22 protein-coding genes and 2 tRNA genes are annotated in these 19,488 nt (G+C 62.4%); 14 read left to right on the top strand and 10 right to left on the bottom strand.

What is annotated here, in order from left to right; genetic code table 11:
• Positions 1-12: 12 nt before the first annotated feature.
• Positions 13-363, bottom strand: a complete 351-nt coding sequence (gene erpA / locus ACE3PP_RS14960) for an iron-sulfur cluster insertion protein ErpA (protein ID WP_374383681.1) — start codon at positions 361-363, stop codon at positions 13-15.
• A gap of 174 nt (positions 364-537) precedes the next feature.
• Here erpA and ACE3PP_RS14955 point away from each other — a divergent pair, with 174 nt between their 5' ends.
• From ACE3PP_RS14955 to ACE3PP_RS14925, 7 genes are all read left to right on the top strand, one after another.
• Positions 538-1,746, top strand: coding sequence for a deoxyguanosinetriphosphate triphosphohydrolase (locus tag ACE3PP_RS14955; protein ID WP_374383679.1), 1,209 nt, complete (start codon positions 538-540; stop codon positions 1,744-1,746).
• Positions 1,747-1,877: 131 nt separating this feature from the next.
• Positions 1,878-3,083 carry an SPOR domain-containing protein gene (locus ACE3PP_RS14950; protein ID WP_374383677.1) on the top strand — a complete coding sequence of 402 codons (1,206 nt, stop codon included), beginning with the start codon at positions 1,878-1,880 and terminating at the stop codon, positions 3,081-3,083.
• Positions 3,084-3,107: 24 nt separating this feature from the next.
• The gene (gene nagZ / locus ACE3PP_RS14945; protein WP_374383675.1) at positions 3,108-4,112 is read left to right on the top strand and encodes a beta-N-acetylhexosaminidase; all 1,005 of its coding nucleotides are present in this window, start codon (positions 3,108-3,110) and stop codon (positions 4,110-4,112) included.
• Positions 4,113-4,185: 73 nt separating this feature from the next.
• Complete coding sequence (locus tag ACE3PP_RS14940) at positions 4,186-4,884, top strand: site-2 protease family protein (RefSeq protein WP_374383673.1); 699 nt, start codon at positions 4,186-4,188, stop codon at positions 4,882-4,884.
• Positions 4,884-5,852 (top strand): ScpA family protein, encoded by a 969-nt coding sequence (locus ACE3PP_RS14935; RefSeq protein WP_374383671.1) that lies wholly within the window; start codon positions 4,884-4,886, stop codon positions 5,850-5,852. The genes ACE3PP_RS14940 and ACE3PP_RS14935 overlap by 1 nt, the downstream gene beginning before the upstream one ends.
• Positions 5,849-6,838 (top strand): SMC-Scp complex subunit ScpB, encoded by a 990-nt coding sequence (scpB, locus tag ACE3PP_RS14930; protein WP_374383669.1) that lies wholly within the window; start codon positions 5,849-5,851, stop codon positions 6,836-6,838. The genes ACE3PP_RS14935 and scpB overlap by 4 nt, the downstream gene beginning before the upstream one ends.
• A 101-nt stretch (positions 6,839-6,939) precedes the next feature.
• Positions 6,940-7,371, top strand: coding sequence for a CBS domain-containing protein (locus tag ACE3PP_RS14925; protein ID WP_374383667.1), 432 nt, complete (start codon positions 6,940-6,942; stop codon positions 7,369-7,371).
• Between the two features lie 28 nt (positions 7,372-7,399).
• Here ACE3PP_RS14925 and ACE3PP_RS14920 read toward each other — a convergent pair whose 3' ends face one another.
• Positions 7,400-7,879, bottom strand: coding sequence for a PAS domain-containing protein (locus ACE3PP_RS14920; protein WP_374383665.1), 480 nt, complete (start codon positions 7,877-7,879; stop codon positions 7,400-7,402).
• A 227-nt stretch (positions 7,880-8,106) separates the two neighbouring features.
• On the opposite strand from ACE3PP_RS14920, the gene ACE3PP_RS14915 reads away from it, so the two are divergent.
• Entirely contained in the window at positions 8,107-8,274 is a 168-nt protein-coding gene (locus ACE3PP_RS14915; RefSeq protein WP_374383663.1) for a hypothetical protein, read from the top strand.
• A 40-nt stretch (positions 8,275-8,314) separates the two neighbouring features.
• On the opposite strand, the gene ACE3PP_RS14910 is transcribed toward ACE3PP_RS14915, so the two are convergent.
• Positions 8,315-9,898 (bottom strand): ATP-binding protein, encoded by a 1,584-nt coding sequence (locus tag ACE3PP_RS14910; protein WP_374383661.1) that lies wholly within the window; start codon positions 9,896-9,898, stop codon positions 8,315-8,317.
• A 265-nt stretch (positions 9,899-10,163) separates the two neighbouring features.
• On the opposite strand from ACE3PP_RS14910, the gene ACE3PP_RS14905 reads away from it, so the two are divergent.
• Positions 10,164-11,210 (top strand): transglycosylase SLT domain-containing protein, encoded by a 1,047-nt coding sequence (locus tag ACE3PP_RS14905; RefSeq protein ID WP_374383659.1) that lies wholly within the window; start codon positions 10,164-10,166, stop codon positions 11,208-11,210.
• 38 nt (positions 11,211-11,248) lie between these two features.
• Here the strand turns inward: ACE3PP_RS14905 and ACE3PP_RS14900 are convergent, their stop codons facing one another.
• Complete coding sequence (locus ACE3PP_RS14900) at positions 11,249-12,637, bottom strand: PLP-dependent aminotransferase family protein (protein ID WP_374383657.1); 1,389 nt, start codon at positions 12,635-12,637, stop codon at positions 11,249-11,251.
• Positions 12,638-12,716: 79 nt separating this feature from the next.
• Between ACE3PP_RS14900 and ACE3PP_RS14895 the strand changes: the two genes are divergently transcribed.
• On the top strand, positions 12,717-14,123 hold the full coding sequence (locus tag ACE3PP_RS14895; protein ID WP_374383655.1) for an aspartate aminotransferase family protein: 1,407 nt from the start codon (positions 12,717-12,719) through the stop codon (positions 14,121-14,123).
• Positions 14,124-14,178: 55 nt separating this feature from the next.
• Here the strand turns inward: ACE3PP_RS14895 and ACE3PP_RS14890 are convergent, their stop codons facing one another.
• The 3 genes from ACE3PP_RS14890 to ACE3PP_RS14880 form a co-directional block, all read right to left on the bottom strand.
• Positions 14,179-14,445 (bottom strand): hypothetical protein, encoded by a 267-nt coding sequence (locus ACE3PP_RS14890; RefSeq protein WP_374383653.1) that lies wholly within the window; start codon positions 14,443-14,445, stop codon positions 14,179-14,181.
• 136 nt (positions 14,446-14,581) lie between these two features.
• Positions 14,582-15,043 (bottom strand): CoA-binding protein, encoded by a 462-nt coding sequence (locus tag ACE3PP_RS14885; protein WP_374383651.1) that lies wholly within the window; start codon positions 15,041-15,043, stop codon positions 14,582-14,584.
• Between the two features lie 9 nt (positions 15,044-15,052).
• Positions 15,053-15,958, bottom strand: coding sequence for a phytanoyl-CoA dioxygenase family protein (locus ACE3PP_RS14880; protein WP_374383649.1), 906 nt, complete (start codon positions 15,956-15,958; stop codon positions 15,053-15,055).
• A 202-nt stretch (positions 15,959-16,160) separates the two neighbouring features.
• Between ACE3PP_RS14880 and ACE3PP_RS14875 the strand changes: the two genes are divergently transcribed.
• Positions 16,161-16,382: a hypothetical protein gene (locus tag ACE3PP_RS14875; protein WP_374383647.1), complete on the top strand. Its 222-nt coding sequence runs from the start codon at positions 16,161-16,163 to the stop codon at positions 16,380-16,382.
• A gap of 76 nt (positions 16,383-16,458) precedes the next feature.
• Here the strand turns inward: ACE3PP_RS14875 and ACE3PP_RS14870 are convergent, their stop codons facing one another.
• The 3 genes from ACE3PP_RS14870 to rlmB form a co-directional block, all read right to left on the bottom strand.
• Positions 16,459-17,496: a Fe(3+) ABC transporter substrate-binding protein gene (locus tag ACE3PP_RS14870; protein WP_374383645.1), complete on the bottom strand. Its 1,038-nt coding sequence runs from the start codon at positions 17,494-17,496 to the stop codon at positions 16,459-16,461.
• A 129-nt stretch (positions 17,497-17,625) separates the two neighbouring features.
• Complete coding sequence (locus ACE3PP_RS14865; protein WP_374383643.1) at positions 17,626-18,027, bottom strand: EF-hand domain-containing protein; 402 nt, start codon at positions 18,025-18,027, stop codon at positions 17,626-17,628.
• A gap of 17 nt (positions 18,028-18,044) precedes the next feature.
• The gene (gene rlmB, locus ACE3PP_RS14860; RefSeq protein WP_374383641.1) at positions 18,045-18,860 is read right to left on the bottom strand and encodes a 23S rRNA (guanosine(2251)-2'-O)-methyltransferase RlmB; all 816 of its coding nucleotides are present in this window, start codon (positions 18,858-18,860) and stop codon (positions 18,045-18,047) included.
• Positions 18,861-19,023: 163 nt separating this feature from the next.
• Between rlmB and ACE3PP_RS14855 the strand changes: the two genes are divergently transcribed.
• The 3 genes from ACE3PP_RS14855 to ACE3PP_RS14845 all read left to right on the top strand — a co-directional run.
• Positions 19,024-19,109: transfer RNA gene (locus tag ACE3PP_RS14855), tRNA-Tyr, on the top strand.
• 66 nt (positions 19,110-19,175) lie between these two features.
• A tRNA-Gly gene (locus ACE3PP_RS14850) sits at positions 19,176-19,249 on the top strand.
• Positions 19,250-19,347: 98 nt separating this feature from the next.
• Positions 19,348-19,488, top strand: a 141-nt coding sequence (locus ACE3PP_RS14845) for a GTP-binding protein (protein ID WP_374383146.1), incomplete at its 3' end; no start/stop codon positions are given.

Here is a 19,488-nt window from a genome sequence, read left to right as displayed (position 1 = left end):
GGATGCGTCGGATCAGACGGAGAAGGAATTGCCGCAGCCGCAGCTAGATGCCGCGTTGGGGTTCTTCACCTGGAACGAGGCCCCGACCAGATCCTCGACGAAGTCGATCTCGGAACCCGTCAGCAGGTCGAGCGACGTATCGTCGATCACGACCCTGATGCCGTTCCGCTCGAACAAGTGGTCGTCCTGCTGTGCCGATTTGTCGAAGGAGAAACCATACTGAAAGCCAGAGCAGCCGCCGCCCGACACCGACAGGCGGAGCATCAATTCTTTGTCGCCTTCCATCTCGATGAGCTGGGCGATGCGGCGGGCAGCGTTTTCGCTGACGGTCACCTGGCGCTCGGCACTCATGGCATCGGTCATTTGGGTCACTCGGATCTTGGCTGAACTTGGTGGATTATCTAGGTGAGCCACCTGGAAAGTCAAACGCCGTCAACGCATGGCTGGCATCTATGCCCTTACGACGGTTGTGTTTTTTCATCTGCCCAACCTATTTCTGCAATAGTCATGCGTCTTGGCCCCTGATAGGGTCCGATCATGACTTTTGCAGCTAATACTCCTGCATCCTTCGCCTGTGATCCGGCTGCAACCCGCGGTCGCCGCCTGCCTGAGAGCGAGAGCCCGATGCGTTCGGTCTACCAGCGCGACCGGGACCGGGTCATCCATTCGGCGGCCTTCCGGCGCCTGAAGCACAAGACGCAGGTCTTCGTCTATCACGAGGGCGATCACTACCGGACCCGGCTGACCCACAGTCTGGAGGTGGCTCAGATCGCGCGGACCATCGCACGGGTGCTCGGCCTCAACGAGGACCTCGCCGAAGCGCTGGCGCTCGCGCACGATCTCGGCCATCCACCCTTTGGCCATGCGGGCGAGGACGCGCTTGCCGCCTGCATGGCGGATCTGGGTGGCTTCGATCACAATGAACAGACATTCCGCGTGCTCACGTCGCTCGAGCGCCGCTACGCCACCTTCGACGGGCTCAACCTGACGTGGGAGATGCTGGAAGGGATCGTCAAGCACAACGGCCCGCTTCGGGGACCCCATGCCGGTGCGCGCAGCCTCGCGCATGGTGTGCCGGCAACGATTGCTGCGTTCGATCGCGATTGGCCATTGGATCTCGACGGCTTTGCCTCGGCCGAGGCCCAGGTGGCGGCCCTTTCCGACGACATCGCCTACAACAATCACGATATCGACGATGGGCTTCGCGCCGGTCTGTTCGGCATCGATGATCTGCGCGACGTGCCCCTCGCTGGTCCGGTCTTTGCCGAGGTGGCGGCCCTCTATCCCGGGCTGGAAGCGACGCGCATGATCCACGAATCCGTCCGCCGAATGATCAATGTGATGGTCAGCGACGTGATCACGGAAAGCCGGACCCGGATCGCCCGTGCGGCCCCAGCCACCGTTGCCGATATCCGTTCGCTTGCGGAACCGGTCATCTCCTTCTCTGAAACGATGCGTGCGCATGATGCCGGATTGAAGCGTTTCCTGTTCCAGCGCATGTACCGGCATGAACGCATCAACCGGACCATGTCCCAGGCCAAGCGCGTGGTGGCCGACCTTTTCGACCGGCATCTCGACGAACCTGAGCTGCTGCCGCCTGAATGGTCCAAGGGCGCGCTTGGTGCCGCCCGTCCGCAGCAGGCGCGGGTGGTGGCGGACTACATTGCTGGCATGACCGACAAATTCGCCCTCGAATGCCACGAGCGATTGTTCGGATCCAGCTTGCTTGTTTCAGAAAAATCCTAAGCGAATCTGGACGTTAAGCAGATCTATCACGGCCCTGTGGCTTGACCGACTCGGGCTCAAACTGGTTTGATTCTCATTGATTGCTGGTGTTTGCGCCGGCTCGTGACTTTTGGCGTTAAGGACAGCGTTCAATGACGACGGAAACACCCCGCCCGGAGCAGATTCAGGCCAATGTCGCCGCTGCGCTCAGCCGCCTGCGCGGTGAACTCGCGCCGAGCGTGCCTGGCCAGCCGGCCTCTGCGGCACCCGGACAGCCCACCGAGGGACCGATCGGCACCGAGGTTGCGTCGTCAGCCGAACCGGCACCCGCCCCGGCGTTTCTGTCGAGCTCCAACTTGGCGAGCCCCAACTTGGCGAGCCCCAGCCTGACGGCGCCAGATCCCAGCATGGCCCTCAACCCGAGCAAGCCCTCGGGGGATACGTCTGAGACCCCCTTTGGCCGCATCACCGGCCTCACTGGCACCGAGCAGCCCGATCTTCTGGCCGGCATCGGAGCCCCGCCTTTGGCGGATATTCCGGACGCCGAGATGGAGGCCGCCAAGCGCCGGCGGCGATTCCGCAACCGCCTTCTGGCGGGCGGTGTCCTGGTGATCGCCCTCGCGGGCTTCTGGTTCTGGAGCGGGGGCGGCGAGTCCGGCAATGAACCGGTGCCGGTGATCACCGCCGACAGCACGCCTGAGAAGGTGAAGCCTGCTGACGAGGGCGGCCTCGATGTGCCCAACCAGGATGTCGCCATCTTGAACGGCGAAAATTCAAACGCCCCGACCCAGGGTGAAACGGTGCTGCCGGCACCCGAGCAGCCGGCAACGCCGCCGACCCCACCGGAGCCCGCCCCGGAAGCCGCGGCGCCCGAGATGCCATCTGACACCGGAAACGGTATCCCGACTGTGGCGGCACCCGCCGTCGACGCGATTCCGACCGTGCCCGCGCCAACGGTCCCGGCTCCAACCGATACGGCTTCCGCCGACAGCACGGCGCCGGCCGAGACACAAACGGCGACAGCGGCCCCAGCCGAGCCGGCGACCACCCAGCCCGCCGCCGCTGAACCGGCCGCAGCCGAAGCCGCGCCGGCGGCAGCGCCGGCCGCAACGGGTTCGGCTCGTATCCAGCTTGCGGCTGTGAAGAGCGAGGCAGCGGCGCAGAAGGAATGGGCGCGCCTGCAAAAGGCCAATCCGGACCTGCTCGGCGGCCTCTCGCTCCATGTCGAACGGTTCAACAAGACCGCGAGCGAAGTCTATTATCGGATCCAGGCGGGCCCGCTCGCCGACAAGGCCGCCGCCAAGCAGCTCTGCGCCAAATTAAAGCAAAATAATCAGGCGTGTATCGTCGCTAATTAAAGCGATTTCTCGGGGGATATTGACATGCCTTTGGCAGCGATTTTGGGCTGCACCGGCCCGGAGTTGAGCGCGGCGGAGCGCGAGTTCTTCCGTAGCGTCGATCCGCTTGGCTTCATCGTGTTCGCGCGCAACCTGATCGATCCCGATCAGTCCAAGCGTCTGATGGCTGACCTTCGCGCCACAATCGGTCGCCCGGACGCACCGATCCTGGTCGACCAGGAAGGCGGGCGCGTGGCCAGGCTGAAGGCTCCGCACTGGCGCCATCCGCCGGCTGCGGACCGCTTCGGCGCCATTGCCGCCTCCGACCGCGCCCGGGCTGCCGAGGCTGTCCGCGTCAATCACGAGCTCATGGCGGGCGAAATGCGGGCCATCGGGATCAACGTCGATTGTGCGCCACTGATCGACGTGCGCGTCGAGGGCGCTCATGACATCATCGGCGACCGCGCCTATGGCACCGACCCCTATCTGGTCGCCGACCTTGGTCGGGCGGCGGCCGAGGGGCTCATGGCCGGTGGCGTCATGCCGATCATCAAGCATATCCCCGGGCACGGCCGATCGATGGTCGACAGCCATTTCGACTTGCCCAGGGTCGATACGGATTTCGACACGCTGGCCGATACCGACTTCGTGCCGTTCCGCGCGCTCCACGACATTCCCTGGGCGATGACGGCGCACATCATTTACAGCGCCATCGATCCGGATCAGCCGGCAACACTCAGCCGAACGGTCATTGCCGAGGTCATCCGGGGCGAGATCGGCTTTGCCGGCCTTCTGCTCTCCGACGATCTTTCCATGAAGGCGCTCAAAGGCGGGCTCGACGAATTGTCGGCAGCGAGCCTTGAGGCCGGTTGCGACGTGGTTCTCCACTGCAACGGCGACATGGCCGAAATGGAGAAGGTCGTGCGCGGCACCAAGCCCTTGTCTTCGGCGGGTCTTGCCCGATATGAACAGGGCCAGCGACGCCTCAATGCCAATCCGGACTTCGATCTCGCTGAACTTCAGGTTGAACTTACTGAGTTAATGGCCTGAATTTGTTATTTAAGCGCGGGGAAGAGTACGGCGACCGCGAGCTTGGACACGGCACTCTTTTGAGGAGCTTCGCTTGAACGGTCTCGACTTAACCAGCCTCGTGCAGATTGCCACGACCTGGGCGCTGCCGGTGTTGCTGGCCATTACCTTCCACGAAGCCTCGCACGCCTTTGCCGCCTGGCGATTGGGCGATGACACGGCCTATCTGCAAGGGCGTGTTACCTTCAACCCGCTCAAGCATGTGGATCCCTTCGGGACCATTATTTTGCCGGCTCTGCTGTTGCTGTCAGGGACTGGATTTCTGTTCGGTTACGCCAAGCCGGTACCGGTCAACTATCGCCGTCTCAAACACTTCCGGCGCGATTCCGCCATCATCGCCTTTGCTGGCCCGGGCAGTAACATGATCCTGGCTTTCCTGTCGGCGCTTGCCTTGCATGCGGCCGTCCTGGCGCCTGATTGGATGGCGGAGTGGGGTGTTCAGACCCTCATAAACTCCTTACGTCTCAATATTATGCTGGCGATCTTTAATATGCTGCCTTTGCTGCCGTTGGATGGTGGCCGAGTCCTTGCCGGGTTGCTGCCGCCAAGCTTGGCGCGCCCCTATTTCCGGACCGAACGCTACGGGATGTTGATCCTGATCGGCCTCATTTTCCTGGTGCCGATGATCGGTCAGCAATTGGGGCGCGATATCGATATTTTGGGCTGGATTTTGGGCCCGGCTTCCGACTATCTCCTGCATCTTGTTGCAACCCTCGCGGGGCTGAAGGGCTAATGGCGTCTTGGATCGCCGACGACGAAACGGACGCGCCGGCGGCTGAAACCGCCGCGGAGACACCTGTGCCCGAAACCGAGCAACCGGAAGGCGCGGGTGCCGCAGGCGGCGACGATGAGGGGCCGGTGGCGGCAGAGGAGCCCACTGCGGATCAGCCTGCGGGCGATCTGCCTGCGGGCGATCTGCCTGTGCCGGCCAATGACGATGGCGAACTACGCCTGGACCTTGATGGTTATGAAGGTCCGATCGACATCCTCCTGACGCTGGCCCGCGAACAGAAGGTCGATCTCAAGAAGATTTCGATCCTGGAACTCGCCGACCAGTATCTCGCCTTCATCAACCATGCCCGCAAGCTGCGCCTGGAACTGGCGGCCGATTATCTGGTCATGGCGGCGTGGCTCGCTTATCTCAAATCGCGCCTGCTGCTGCCCGAACCGCCCGCCGACGGCGAGCCGACCGGTGTCGAGCTGGCAGCTGCCCTTGCTTTCCAGCTGCAGCGTCTCGAGGCGATGCAGAAGGCGGGGCAGGCGCTCCTCGCTTTGCCGCAACTCGGGCGCGACGTCTTCACGCGCGGCGCGCCGGAACCGTTGAAGGTCGTCGATATTCCGGTCTTCGAACTGACACTCTACGAGCTGCTGAAAGCCTACGGCACTCATCCGGGCCGCAAGCGCGAAGCTATGCTGCAAATTCAGCCGCTTAATCTCTTTTCCATGGACGATGCCCTGAAGCGCATCGGCGACATCATCGGCCATACGCTTGACTGGACGGTCCTGCAGAACTTCCTGCCCGACGGTCTCAAGCAGCCGCTGCAGCGCCGGGCCGCGGTGGCGGCGACCTTCGCCGCCTCGCTGGAACTTGCCCGCTCCGGCATCATCAATCTGCGCCAGGAAGGCCTGTTCGGGCCCATCTACATGAAGCGCGCCGAACCGCGTGCCGACAATTCATCCAATGAAGCGACACCGTCATGAGTGAAGATAGATTCGAAACCCTGCGCTTCTTGGAAGCTGTCCTGTTTGCTGCGTCCGAGCCGCTCACCGAAAAGACGCTGGCTCAGCGCCTGCCGGACGATGCCGACGTCAAGGGGTTGCTGGAGGAACTCAAAGGCCATTACGCCAACCGAGGCGTCAACCTCCTGCAGTTCGACGGTCGTTGGGCCTTCCGCACGGCGCCGGATCTGTCGCACCGCATGTCGATCGAACGCAAGGTGGTGCGCAAGCTGACCCGCGCCGCGATCGAGACCTTGGCCATCATCGCCTATCACCAGCCCGTCACCCGGGCTGAGATCGAAGAGATCCGTGGCGTCGTCATCTCGAAGGGGACGCTGGATTCCCTCCTGGAAGCCGAATGGATCAAGCCGGCCGGCCGGCGCGAGACGCCTGGTAGGCCGGTGACCTGGGCGACGACGACGGCCTTCCTTGAGCATTTCGGTCTGGAGAGCTGCGCCGCGCTGCCGGGTGTCGAGGAATTGCGGGCGGCGGGTCTCCTTGATTCCCGTTCCGCCATTTCGACCCTGGGGACCCAGGGCACGACCGTACTGCCGCCGGATGCCGGTGAGGCCCAGGCCGAGGAAGAGGCCGCGATCGAATTGCGCGGCGAGCCCGAGGCGATCGTCGCGGAGGGCGAGGCAGCCGAGAAATCGAACGACGAACTAGCTGAGGAGCGGCTGGCGGACGACGCTTATGAGGCCGAGCTTCTGGCCCGTGCCGAGGCTGCCGAGGAAAGCGAGGAGGCGACCCCGCCCTTCGCCCCAGCCGATGAGCATGAAGAAGCGATCGATCCCGAAGGCGACGAAGACGACGGGGAAGAAGACGACGGGGACGAAGATGAAGAGTCGGATGAAGACGAGGAATCGGATGACGATGCCGATTTCGACGATGATGACGATGACGCCGACGACGACGATGATGACGATGACGGCGAAGAAGATGACGACGACCGCGTGAACAAGCCTTAGGACTGCACGCCTTTCGCGACTGCAAAAATATTGCCTTCTTCTGAATTCGCGTTACGCTTCTCGCTTGGCTGATGGATCAGCCCGAAAGAGAGGTGGCTGCGATGACTGTTGCGAGCATCCTCAAGCAGAAGCCGAACCGGCTCATTTCAGTTGGTGAAAAAGACAGCCTTGCCGATGTGGCGGCAATCCTGACGCGCGAGAATATCGGTGCCGTGACCGTCCTTGACGGTCAGGGCGAAATGGTCGGCATCGTGTCCGAACGCGATCTTGTCCGCCAGATCGCCCGCGAAGGCGCCGGCGTCCTCGGAAACAGCGTTGCTTCCGTGATGACGAAGAGTGTCGTCTGTTGCACGCCTGAGGATTCGATCGAAGGCACGATGGCTCTGATGACGGAACGTCGCTTCCGGCATCTGCCCGTGCGCAGCCAGGGTCGCATCATCGGCATGATATCGATCGGCGACGTGGTGAAACGCCGCGTCGAGGACGCGGAACGCGAAGCGGCGTCGCTCAGGGACTATATCGTTCGCGGCTGAAGGTCGTTCCGCGCCGGTGGCTGGCGGGTTAGGCGATCTCGCCTTCGTCGGTGGGGCGGAAGTAGATTCCGACCAGGACCATGTCGACATGTTCCTTGTCGGCCGACAAAGGCAGGATCAACTTCGTCTGGCGGGCGAAGACGCCATCGCTGTTGGTGAAGTCGGCTTCGTAATAGGCGGGGCACTTGCCCTCGAGAACGGCGGCATACTGGTCCATAAGAAGGCGGCGCTCATCCTCGTCGGTGAGGCTTTCGACACCGTGGCCGGTGCGCCGCGTGCCGTAGTAATGCTCCAGATTGGTGCCGTCCAAGCGGATTTGATAGTTGTAAACGTCGCCATGAAACTCGATCAGCATCAGATTGCCGAGCCAGTCCTTCATCTCCAGCGGATCGATATCGGCACGCGCCGGCAACCGGCCGTCATGAACCTTGCTGTGCCAGTACTCATAGAGCGTGCGCAGGCGCGGCTCCGATATGTCGAACGGCGGTTCTTTGGTGATCAGTGTCATGCAGCATCGCACTTATGCGCCGGGCACGGCGACGTCACCGCACCCCGACAAACTAACGAATAATTTACCATGATGAACGGCTCATTTCATCAACTACGCAACCAAACCCCGCTTTTGCGTGTTAAAGGCGTTGTCTCCGACCGACGCGCCACTGGGATCGTCGAGCGGAAAACTCGGCGTAAAGGGTGCGAAGCCCTGGTACTTCCGTGCTCATTTTGGAGGTCACGATGAAAAGGCATACTCAACTGATCATTGTTGCCGGCCTGCTGCTGCTGACGGCCTGCGCTGAAAGCCGGATCTTTGATACGAACTGCAGCGGAAACGGATTTTTCTCGAATCCCGGCTATTGCACCGACACGCTCCTCCCGTACAAAGGGCCGTGGGGCACGCACTAAGCCGGTGCGACCGACAATCATCCAATAATTGCCGGGTGCCTCAGTCGCCTTGCTGGTGGCCACTGTCCGAAAGGGTGGTATAGCAACCGGCAAGGCCGCTGGCGATGACGCGGCTGGCCGGAAGGTCGACGCGGACCGTCGTACCTGCGCCGGGTTCGCTGGTGATCTCGATTCGCCCCTGATGCAGTTCGATCAGGCTGCGGCAGATGGCAAGGCCCAAGCCCGTGCCTTCCTGCTGGTGGAAGGCTTGCCGGTTGACCTGGACAAAGGGTTCGAAGACGCGCTCCAGGTCCTTGGGCGGAATGCCGATACCGGTATCGGCGACGGTCAGGCTCACACCGCCCTGCGGACTGCGTGCTGCCGAGACGGTGACGCGACCGCCGGAAGGTGTGAACTTCACGGCGTTGGTCATCAGGTTGAGGACGATCTGCAGCAGCCGCCGGAAGTCACCGCGCACGACGGGCAGGTCGGCCGGCAGCTGCAAGTGCAGTTCGATACCGCTCTTGGCGGCGCGGGTGGCCAGCATGGTCGCACATTGCCGCGCGATTTCGTCGAGCCGCACCTCATTGTCCTCGATCCTGGCCTTCCCTGAATCGAGTTTCGAATAGTCGAGGATCTCCTCGATCAGGCGGAACAGGATGCCGGCGCTGGCGTGGATGTCGTGGGCATATTCGTTGATGCGTGCCTGGCCCGCATCGTCGCGGGTCAGCAGGGTGATCAGCTCGGAAAAGCCCATGATGGCATTGAGCGGCGTGCGCAATTCGTGGCTCATGCTGGCCAGGAACTCGGTCTTTGCCCGGTTCGAAGATTCCGCCTCGCGTCGCGCCAGCATCAGCTGGCGCTCGAAATTCTTGCGCTCGGTGACGTCGACGACCGTTCCCTCATAGTGTTGCGGGATCCCGTGGCTGTCGCGCACCAGGCGCGCATTCTCGGAAATCCAAATGCGCTCGCGCGTTTTGTGGCGATAGATCTCGGATTCGAAATTGCGCACGATGCCGTCCCGCCCGACGATGCGGACGAATTCGCTGCGCCGCTTTGGATCGACATACCATTCGACGGCAATGTCGTTGACGGCGGTGATCAGCTCTTCCGGCGTGTCATAGCCGTTGATGCGGGCCAGCGCCTGGTTGGCGCTGATCATGCGCCCTTCGAGGCTTGTAATATATGTGCCATCGAGGGCGTTCTCAAACAGGCCGCGATAGCGCTCCTCGGCCACCCGCAGGGCGTGCTGCGATTCGACCAGCGCCGTGATGTCGATCGCCGTGCCGACCAGAACGGCACCCGTTCCCTCGCCATGCACAGTGGCCGATTGCGAGATCCACAAGCTACGCCCATCGGCGCGTACCATCTGGCTTACTTCGTTGCTGAGCCGACCGGTGGTCGAGACCTTTTCCCGGAGGGCCGCGAAGACCGCCGGATTGGCATAGAACCGCTCGTTGCTGTCTCCGGCCGCCTGCTTCAGGGCCATCACGGTGGGAAAGCCCATCATTTTGGCCATGGCCGGGTTGGCGTCTATCAGGCGCCCGCTTGTATCGGTCATGTACATGCCGATATCGGCCCCAGCGAAGACGAGGCGGTGGAAATCCTCTGGCGTCAAGGGGGCCCCTGTCAGCAAAACCAGCACGAAAATCCCAGAATCGATTTGATGTTAAACCGCTCGGCAAAGGGTGAACAAGGATTCCCGGCCAGGCACCCGCAAGCATTCGGCCCCCGACTTGGCATGCTGATTGCTGGGTAAGGTTGGCTTTCCAGGCGGAATCCCCCCGATTCCGCCGAGCGAATGGAAAAAGCAGCAGCGGAATGGGTACGAACGGACATATTTCAGGCAGCGGATCGGCAGTTCTTGCCGATTTCGGCGCTTGTCCGGCGGCTCCCGGGACGGTCGCCCCATGACCCCGCTTGTGACACTCGCCGGTGGTGCCGGCCAAGACGTTTCCATCCGCTCGGATGTACTCGCCGGCATCCAGCAGGCCAGCCTCTCCACCGGCGTTGAATTTTCCTATCTGATGGCCCAGGCCAATCGCGAGAGCAGCTTCGACCCCAGCGCCCAGGCGCGGTCGAGTTCCGCGGCCGGCCTCTACCAGTTCGTCGAACAGACTTGGCTCGGCGTGGTGAAGGCGCATGGTGCCGAATACGGCAAGGGCGATCTCGCCGATGCGATCACCAAGCGCAGTGACGGACATTTTGTTGTCGGCAACGCAGCGCTCCGCGAGGAAATCCTCGACCTGCGCCGCGACCCCAGCTTCGCCGCCGCGATGGCGGCCGAACATGCCGCCGACAACAAGGCCAAGCTTGAAGAGAAGCTCGGCCGCGAGATCAACGGCACCGACCTCTACATGGCGCATTTCCTGGGGCTGAGCGGCGCGCTCAAATTCCTGCGCACGATGGAAGAGAGCCCGGACCGCACCGGCGCCAGCCTCTTTCCCAAGGCCGCTGCCGCCAACCGCAGCGTCTTCTATACCGACAGCGGCCGCGCCCGGACCGTTTCGGAAATCTACGACAAGTTCGACGCTGCGATGGATGCCGACATGGCAGCCTATGCGTCGCTTGAAGGCAGCGGCGCCACCGCGGCTTCGGCGACCAATTCAGATGCCGGCAACGGCACGCCGACCCTCGTTGCCGACAACAGCTTCAGCAATTCGCTGCCGGTCAGCCCCAATGCCGCCTTCTTCGGCAACTTCCGCACCGTGGGCTCGATCGACCGCATGGTCGCCGAGTCAGACAGCAGCAACGGCCTCGGCAAGGTCGGCAGCTTGCTCTCTCCGTTGATGCTGGTGACGCTGGCGGCCTTGCCGGTCAGCGGCGACGAGGAAGAGGGCGCCAAGCAGGACGATGTCGCCAAGGTGGGTGGCGCGGCAGCACAGGGCGGCAGCCTCTACAACAGCCTCAACGATCCCCTGCATCTCGACCTGCTGCGCTCCGCAGCGGCGATCTGATCCTGTCCGATCGGCTGGTCATCGGCTACGCGTGAATGTCAGACAATGGCAGGGCCCGGCATCGGGTGTGTCGCCATGAGTTCGGCAAGAACGGTAAGACCTCGCTGCAAACGCGTGCGGTCGGTCTCATAGCCCAGCGCGATGCGAGCGTGCCGGGATGCATCGCTTGGCTTCAGCAGGAAGAGTGAGCCCGCAGCAATCTTGACGCCGCGCGCTGCTGCTGCGCCGACAAAAGCTTCCTCTGACCAGCCATCCGGCAGGCTCAGCCACAGATGGAAACGCAATCCCAATTGCGTGGCGATCGCGGAACCGAGCGTCTCATGTGCCATGTCCAGGCGCGCGGACATTTCCAGGCGCATGCTCTGATTGAGTGCGTCGGCCGTCCCATCTTCGATCCAGCGATGGACGATCTCGGCAGTGAGCGGCGAGGGCATCCAGCACGACATTTGCACCACGTTGCGTATCGTCTCGCGCCAACGGGCGGGCACAAGCATCATTCCGATGCGCAATCCGGGCGCCATGCATTTCGAGGCGCTGGTGACATAGATGGTCCGGTCGGGAGCGAGTTGGGCCAATGGTGGCGGCCGGTCTTCGGGCAGAAAACCAAAGACGTCGTCTTCGATGATCTGCAAATCGTGACGATCGGCAATCGCGGCAATGGCACCGCGCCGTTCGGCGCTCATCGTGGTTCCGGTCGGCGAATGCAATGTGGGCATGCAGTAAAGAACGCGCGCGCCGGTGCGACGGCACGCCTCGTCGAGTGAGTCCGGGCAAAGGCCCTCCTCATCGAGTTCGACCGGCTGTGTCTTGAGCCCGAGGCAATGCGCCATCTGATTGAGAGCCGGGTAGGTGAGGCGTTCGGCAAGGATGACATCGCCCGGTCGCGCCAGCGTCATCAATGCCGTGAGGAGCCCGTGCTGCGCGCCATTGGTGATGACGATGTTCTCAGGCGCGGCCGCGAGGCCGACCCGCTGCAGCCACGATGTTGCGGATCGCGCATGCGCTTCGATGCGGCCTTGGACTTGGTGATCAACCAGGAAATCGGCGCTGCCGTCCCGCGCGATCGCCTGCAAGGTCGCTTCAAGTCTAGCGCCCGCATCGACCTTGGGCGGCAGATTCATGACGAGACCGATGTGATCGTCGCTCTGTCGGACAGGGCCAAAAAGAACGTTGCCCACTGGCGCGGCGCCGCCTTTGACGAAAGTCCCTCGGCCGACTTCGCCGGTCAGCAATCCACGGGCTTCGGCCGACCGGTAGGCACGCGTCACGGTTCCCAATGACAGGCCGAGGGCGAAAGCCAATTCGCGCTGCGGCGGCATCTGCGTGCCTGCCGGCAAGGTTCCATCGACGATGGCTGCAGCAATCGCATCGGCAAGGGCACGGTGCTTCGGGGTGCCGGGGACGAGCTTCGGAATCCATATTGTCATAGAAATAATTAATACATTGACGACCGAAACGGGTCAAATGACTAATACAATTATCGCTTCACGATAGGGCAATGCGACCATGAACCTCGATCAATCGATGCGCCGCTTCGATGCTTGGAACCAGCCGCCGACAGGCGGGACACAGGACGTGTTCTATTCGCGGAAATCGATCGTTCCGCTGCCGATGATGGAGCGGGCGGAAGGCATTTGGTTTTGGGACGAGAGTGGCAAATCATATATCGACGCTTCCTCTGGTCCGATGGTCAGCGCGCTCGGGCACGGAAATCCGCGGGTGATCGATGCCATCGCGCGCCAGGGCCGCAAGCTCGATTACGCCTATACGCTGGTCGCGCGCAATCGCCTCAATCTGGATTATGCCAGCCGGCTGGCCGACATGGCCGGGCCGGGTTTCGAGCGCGTCAGTCTCTGCTCGGGCGGGAGCGAGGCGATCGACAACGCGCTGAAGTTCGCGCGGCAATATGCGCTTGCGCTGGGCCAGCCGACACGGCGGCGCGTCATTTCGCTGGAGCCGTCATATCATGGCGCCACAATTGGCACGCTGGCGGCCGGTGGAAATGTCGCGCTGCATCCTTTCCTCGATGGCTTTGCAACGCGCGCCGATCTCGTGCCGGCCCCCTTTGCTTATCGGCTCCCCGAAGGCGAAACACCGGAAAGCTATGCGGCACTTTGCGCCCGCGCGCTTGAGCGAAAGATCGAGGAGCTCGGGCCTGAAAACGTCCTGGCCTTCCTTATCGAGCCGGTCGGTGGAATCTCCAGCGGCGCGGTCGTGCCGCCACCATCTTATTTCAAGGCCATTCGCGAGATCTGCACGCGCCACGGACTCTTTCTGATCTTCGACGAAGTTTTGTGCGGGGCAGGGCGCAGCGGCAAGTTCATCACGGCACATCATTGGCCTAAAGCGCTGCCGGATATCATCGTCCAGGCCAAGGGCATTGGCGCCGGCTACGCGCCCTTGGGGGCCATGTGGGTGTCGCGTGCGCTGGCTGATCCTTTGGCGGAAATTGCTGGTTTCGATTTCAGCTATTCCTACAACGCCAATCCGATGGCTTGCGCCGCTGGATTGGCCGTGCTCGACGAGTTCGAGCGGCTTGATCTTTGTGCCAACGCGGCAACCCGGGGCGCCCAGCTGCGAGCCGGCCTCGAAGCGCTCCAGCAGCGCTATCCGATCATCGGCGATGTGCGTGGGATGGGGTTGTTGCTGGCGGTCGAGCTTGTTGCCGATCCGGTGACGAAGGCGTCACTGCCGGCAGAATTTCAGGCGACCAGCCGTCTGCGCATTCATGGGTTGGAGCATGGCATCATGCTCTATGCGAGGGCTTCGGCCGGTGGCCGCTTCGGCCAGTGGTTTCTGCTCGCTCCACCGCTGACCGTTACTGCCGCCGAGATCGAGGAAATCCTCAGCCGCACCGACAAAGCTCTTCGCGACCTCAGTCGCGATGCGGCAGTGGCGGGATATCTGGCTTAGAGACGGGCCCGAAAAGGCGCGAGCCGGATGACGCGGCGCAGCGGCGATTTAGGATTTAATGGCTCTTCGCCTCGACGGCGCGGCGGCCGGCATCGGTCAGCTTGCAGACCAGCCAATCGGGCTTCAGCGGGTTGGTGAACCAGGGCTCGGCCCAACCATGATCGATGCAGGCGCGGATGGTGCGCTCATTGACCTTCTGACCCCATTCGTCGAACAGCGGCAGCTTGCCGCCCGGCTGCTTGAGACCCTTGGTCAGCCACGACAGCTCTGCATCGGACGGTTTCTCATTGGCAGCGCTGGCGGTGCTTGTTAGGCGCGACATCTAGACCCCTCGAAATACGCGAACCCCACTTGTCATCAGAATAGCTTAATCGCCAGCATGCGCCAAGCAGTCCGACTCATCTCATGCGTTCGCCGCTGCCTCCTAGCCTATCGGCGGGCGCCCCGGCAATGCCTCTTCATTGGCGGTAGGCTGGAATCTCCAGGCCCGGGATTTTGAGACGGGGAATCTCGATCGCCGGGCAATGATCCATGACGACAGTGAGGCCGGCGGCGCGTGCTTCTTCGGCGGCCGCCTCGTTGATGACGCCAAGCTGCATCCAGACCGTCTTGGCCTTGACGGCGATGGCCTCGCGCGTCGGTTCCAGCGCCGCCTCCGAATTGCGGAAGATGTCGACCATGTCGATGCGGCCGTCCTTCGCCTCCGGAATATCGGCAACGCGCGCATAGACCCGCTCACCGTTCAGCATCTGTCCTTCCAGGCCCGGATTGACCGGAATGACGCGGTAGCCCTGCCGCTGCAAATAGCGCATCACGCCGTGGCTCGGGCGCTCCGGCTTCGGGCTCGCCCCTACCAGCGCGATGATGCGCGTCTCGCTCAGGATCCGGCGCAAGGTGGCGTCGTCGGTGTGCATGCTCATCGAACGCTCTCAGCCGTCATAGGTTGCGGCCTGTTGCGCAAAGAATGAGGCCTGCTTGGGCAATTGCGGCAGCTTCAATTCATTGGCGACGCAGCGCACGCGGCCCGTGCGTTCGCCATGTACGATGCGGCCTTCATGGGTGGAGGGCAGCGGGTTGGGCGAAAGCGGAATCGCATCTTCGGCCGAATAGACGCAGATGAAGAGCGTGCGCGGCCGCGCCGATTTGTTGGGTGCCGATCCATGCAGCAGGCGCGTATGCATGAAGCACACGCTCCCCGCGGGTCCCACGCACTGCGCCGATTTGGCGCGCAATTCGCTCTCCATCGCCACATCGACGGCGCCGGTAAAGCGCCCCTCATGCCATAACTCATGAAGCGGTCCGCGATGCGAGCCGGGCAGGACCTCCAGCGGCCCATTCTCCGCCGTCACCTCATCGACGAAGATCAGCGCCGTGACCAGATCGTCATTGCTGTGGGGCGTGAACGGAAAATCCTGATGCCATTTCACCAGGGTCGCGGCACCCGGCAGCTTCGAATTGATCTTGGCGTGATGGAACTTCACATTCGGCCCGATAAGGTCGGCGACCAAGGCCGGCACGCGGCTCTCAGCCATCACCGCATCGTAATCGGCCGAGATCTCGGTCGGCGAGTTGACGCGGCGCAAGGCGGGCTTTTCCGCACTGTGGCCGGGCTCCAGATCGAAGCGCGGGCGGCCATCGGCGATGCTGCCCCAGGGGGCGTCGTGTTGCCGACTCTCCCGCACCCAGCTGTCGAATTCGCCTTTCAGCGCGGCAAGCTCGGCCGTGGTCAGCACATTCTCGACCAACAGATATCCGTCCCGGTGGAAAGCGGCGCGTTGGGCTTCGGACAGGGTCAGCGCCGGAACTGGGCCTGTGGCCGATTGTGTGAGTGTCATCGTTTTTCCCTCCCTGGCGCCGTCGCAAGTGGCGAAGCGGTGGCGGCAGAATATCGCGTCGAATCAGGGCGGTCGAGACGGACACTGCGGCAACGCAATTTAATTACTTAAAACTCTATTAAATTCCCGAGCGATAGTGCTTGCCCTTGCGGCCCGAAAGGCCAATCTATCAGGCAACCCTAACGTAACAGGAGCTTGGATCATGGCAATCGGCCAGGTCGGAGCGGTGGCTGCCGGTATCGAGGCAGCGCGTTATTCCGGCGTCCAACAGAGTTCCCAATCGGCGAGCGCCAATGCGGTGCAGCGCCAGAACAATCGCACGGCCGAGGAAGCCGACCTCAAGAAGACCGAAGTGGTCGAAGAGGCCGGCGAATCCGGCGATGTCAGCGGCACCAGCGCAAAGCGCCTCGACATCACCGTCTGATTTCCGCGCATCATTCGCGCAAAAAGAAACGCCGCCGGATTTCTCCGGCGGCGTTTTCGTTTCTGCTCGGTCGGCTTCAACGCCAGTCGGCGCGGTCCATGATCATCACGGCTTCGGCGTTGTTGCGCCCGAGTGCCGAGACGTTGACTTCGTCGCGTTTGAAATCGCCCCAGCTGGCGACGATGTCCGAAACCTTCGAGCCGGCGACGACCGGGTATTCGAAATTGGCGCCGGAGAAGATTTCCTGCGCTTGCGCGCCCGCCATGAATTCGAGATAGGCGATGGCATTGTCCTTGTTGGGCGCATATGTGGCGACGCCGGCGCCCGAGATGTTCACATGCGTGCCGCGATCGCCTTGGTTCGGGAAGAAGACGGCGAGGTTCTCAAGGCCCTTCTTCTCTTCCTCCTTGGTCGATGACAGCATGCGCGCGAAGTAATAGGTGTTGCTGATCGCCACATCGCCTTCGCCTGCAACCAGCGCCTTGATCTGGTCGATGTCGCCACCCTTGGGATCGCGTGCGAAATTGGCAACGAGGCCCTTGGCCCAGGCCTCGGCTTTTTCCGCGCCGTCATGTTCGATGATCGAAGCGAGCAGCGACTGGTTGTAGATGTTGTTCGACGAGCGGACGAGCAGGCGACCCTTCCATTTGGGATCGGCGAGATCCTCGTAGGTGCTCATCTCCTCCGGCTTCACCTTGCGCTTGTCGTAGACGAACACGCGGGCGCGGGTCGAGAAACCGAACCAGTGGCCATCGGGTTCGTGATAATGCGCCGGGATCTTTTCATCGAGCAGTGCCGACTTGGTCGGCTGGAAGACGCCCGCTTCCTGTGCGCGCCACAGATTGCCGGCATCGACAGTGACGAAAACGTCGGCCGGCGAACTCTCGCCCTCCAGCTTCACGCGCTCCATCAACTCCTCGGCCGTGCCCTGGATGACGTTGATGCTGATGCCCGTCTCTTTGGTGAAGAGGCCATAGAGGGTCTCGTCGGCGGGATAGTGGCGGGCGCTGTAGATGTTCACCTCGCCGGCGGCCAAGGCGCGGCGGGCGACGAAGGGGGCGGCGAGGGTGGAGAGGGCGAGGGCGGAAAAGCTGCGGCGGGAGAGGTGGCGCATGATGGGCATCGATCCTGGAGGAGGTGCGATTGAGAATAACTTGCAGGAAAGATATAGGGGGCGATTCCGGGGTGTTTCAAGGGCCTTTTCGGGGTGATTCCGGAGGCGAAAACTATCTCTTTTGCGACGCTACTGTGCCACACCCGACAGAAACTCGTCCCGCGTCACGATGCCATCCTTGTTGGTGTCCGCCCGGTTGACGAGCTCGACGCAATAGGCCTGGTCCTCGTTGAAGTCGACTTGGCCATCGCCGTTGAAGTCGGAGGCCTTGAAGCGGGCGGTGAAGAAGTCGATCGCATCCTGCCGGTTGGGCGGGATGCCATAGGTGTACTCGTCCAGGGACAGACCACCGTCCTTGTTGTCGTCTATCCGCTTGAATTCCTTGGCGGAAATGCGTTGCAGATCCTGCAGGGTGAAGCCGCCGGTCTTCCTTTGGTCGAGCCGGTTGAAATAGGCCGAGCGGAAATCCGGGCTCTGGGCGAAGGCCGGCAGAGCGACTAGGGTCGCGAGCAGGATCAGGGCGAAACGCATTGAAAATCCTTGGAAAATTACCGTGCCAATTCATACAGGGAAATGGCGGCGGCGTTCGACACATTGAGGTGATCGATCGGCCCGGAGGTGGGCAGGCGGACCAGCAGATCGCAATTCTCGCGCGTGAGGCGACGCAGACCGGCCCCCTCGGCACCCAGGCAGAGGGCGACCTTACCCCCTGATTTCACGGAGGAAAGTGCCTGCTTCGCCTCGGCGGCGAGGCCGATGCACCAGAAGCCGGCCTCCTTCAGTTCCTCCATCGCGCGGGCAAGGTTGGTAACGCGCACCAGGGGCACATGTTCCAGGGCACCGGAGGCCGATTTCGCAAGGATTCCGCTCTCCGGCGCCGCATGCCGTTCGGTGAGGATGATGCCGATCGCCCCGAAAGCCGCAGCCGAGCGCAAGATCGCCCCCACATTATGCGGATCCGTCACTTGGTCGAGGACCACGACAACCGCATGGGGGCGGTCGCGGGCGATGTCGCAGATTTCGTAAATATCCGTTTCCGGCAAAGGAGATACGCGGGCAGCGAGGCCCTGGTGGACGACGTCGCGCCCGACCAGCCGGTCAATCACGTCGCGCTCGACGATCTCGACATCGACATTGCGACCGAGTGCCGCAGCTCCGTCACCGGCAGCGATGATTCGATGGACCTGGCGGCGCGGATTCTTGAGCGCCTCGGCGACCGCATGGTGCCCGAAGAGCCAAAGTGACCCCGGTGGACCACCAGCCGGTAATTTTGTTTCGGGCCGATGCGATTCCTGCCGGGCGGGGCGATCGGTCGGTCTTTCCCGGTGCTTGTGTGGGGGCTTTGTCGGCTTGCGCGGGGGCATGGCGGTCTCTATGATCTGTACTACAAACGGAGCTTTACCCTAACTCCCTTCGGGCCGGAATCGAAATCGGCGCGGACGGGAGTTTTTGCTGTGATTTCAAGTTGACACGGTGCGGTAAATGCTCATAAGTCCGCGTCTCCGCTCCGGCGGAGTCGAGCGCAGTGGAAGGGTGCCCGAGTGGCTAAAGGGGACGGGCTGTAAACCCGTTGGCTTCGGCCTACGTAGGTTCGAATCCTACCCCTTCCACCAAGCTCCCCTTCGGTCGTCCGCAAGGATTGCCGGGGGTGGCAAGGCGATCGGAGACGAGGTGATCGGGCGGGTGTAGCTCAATGGTAGAGCTCCAGCCTTCCAAGCTGGCTACGCGGGTTCGATTCCCGTCACCCGCTCCAACAGTTTCGCCGGGGTCCGGTTCTTCTACCGGGCCATCGGCAGAGTGAAGAGTTTAGAAGAAACGATTTCAATCTGGTTCTCGTAGGATTGTACGGACATGGCGAAGGCTAAATTTGAGCGTAACAAGCCGCACTGCAACGTCGGCACGATCGGCCACGTTGACCACGGCAAGACGTCGCTGACGGCGGCGATCACGAAGGTTCTGGCGGAAACGGGCGGTGCGACGTTCACGGCCTAT

The sequence above is a fragment of the Dongia sp. genome, from assembly GCF_041910485.1.
Taxonomy (GTDB): domain Bacteria; phylum Pseudomonadota; class Alphaproteobacteria; order Dongiales; family Dongiaceae; genus Dongia.
Note: the sequence above shows the minus strand (reverse complement) of the source record. Positions and strands in the feature narration are given on the sequence as shown.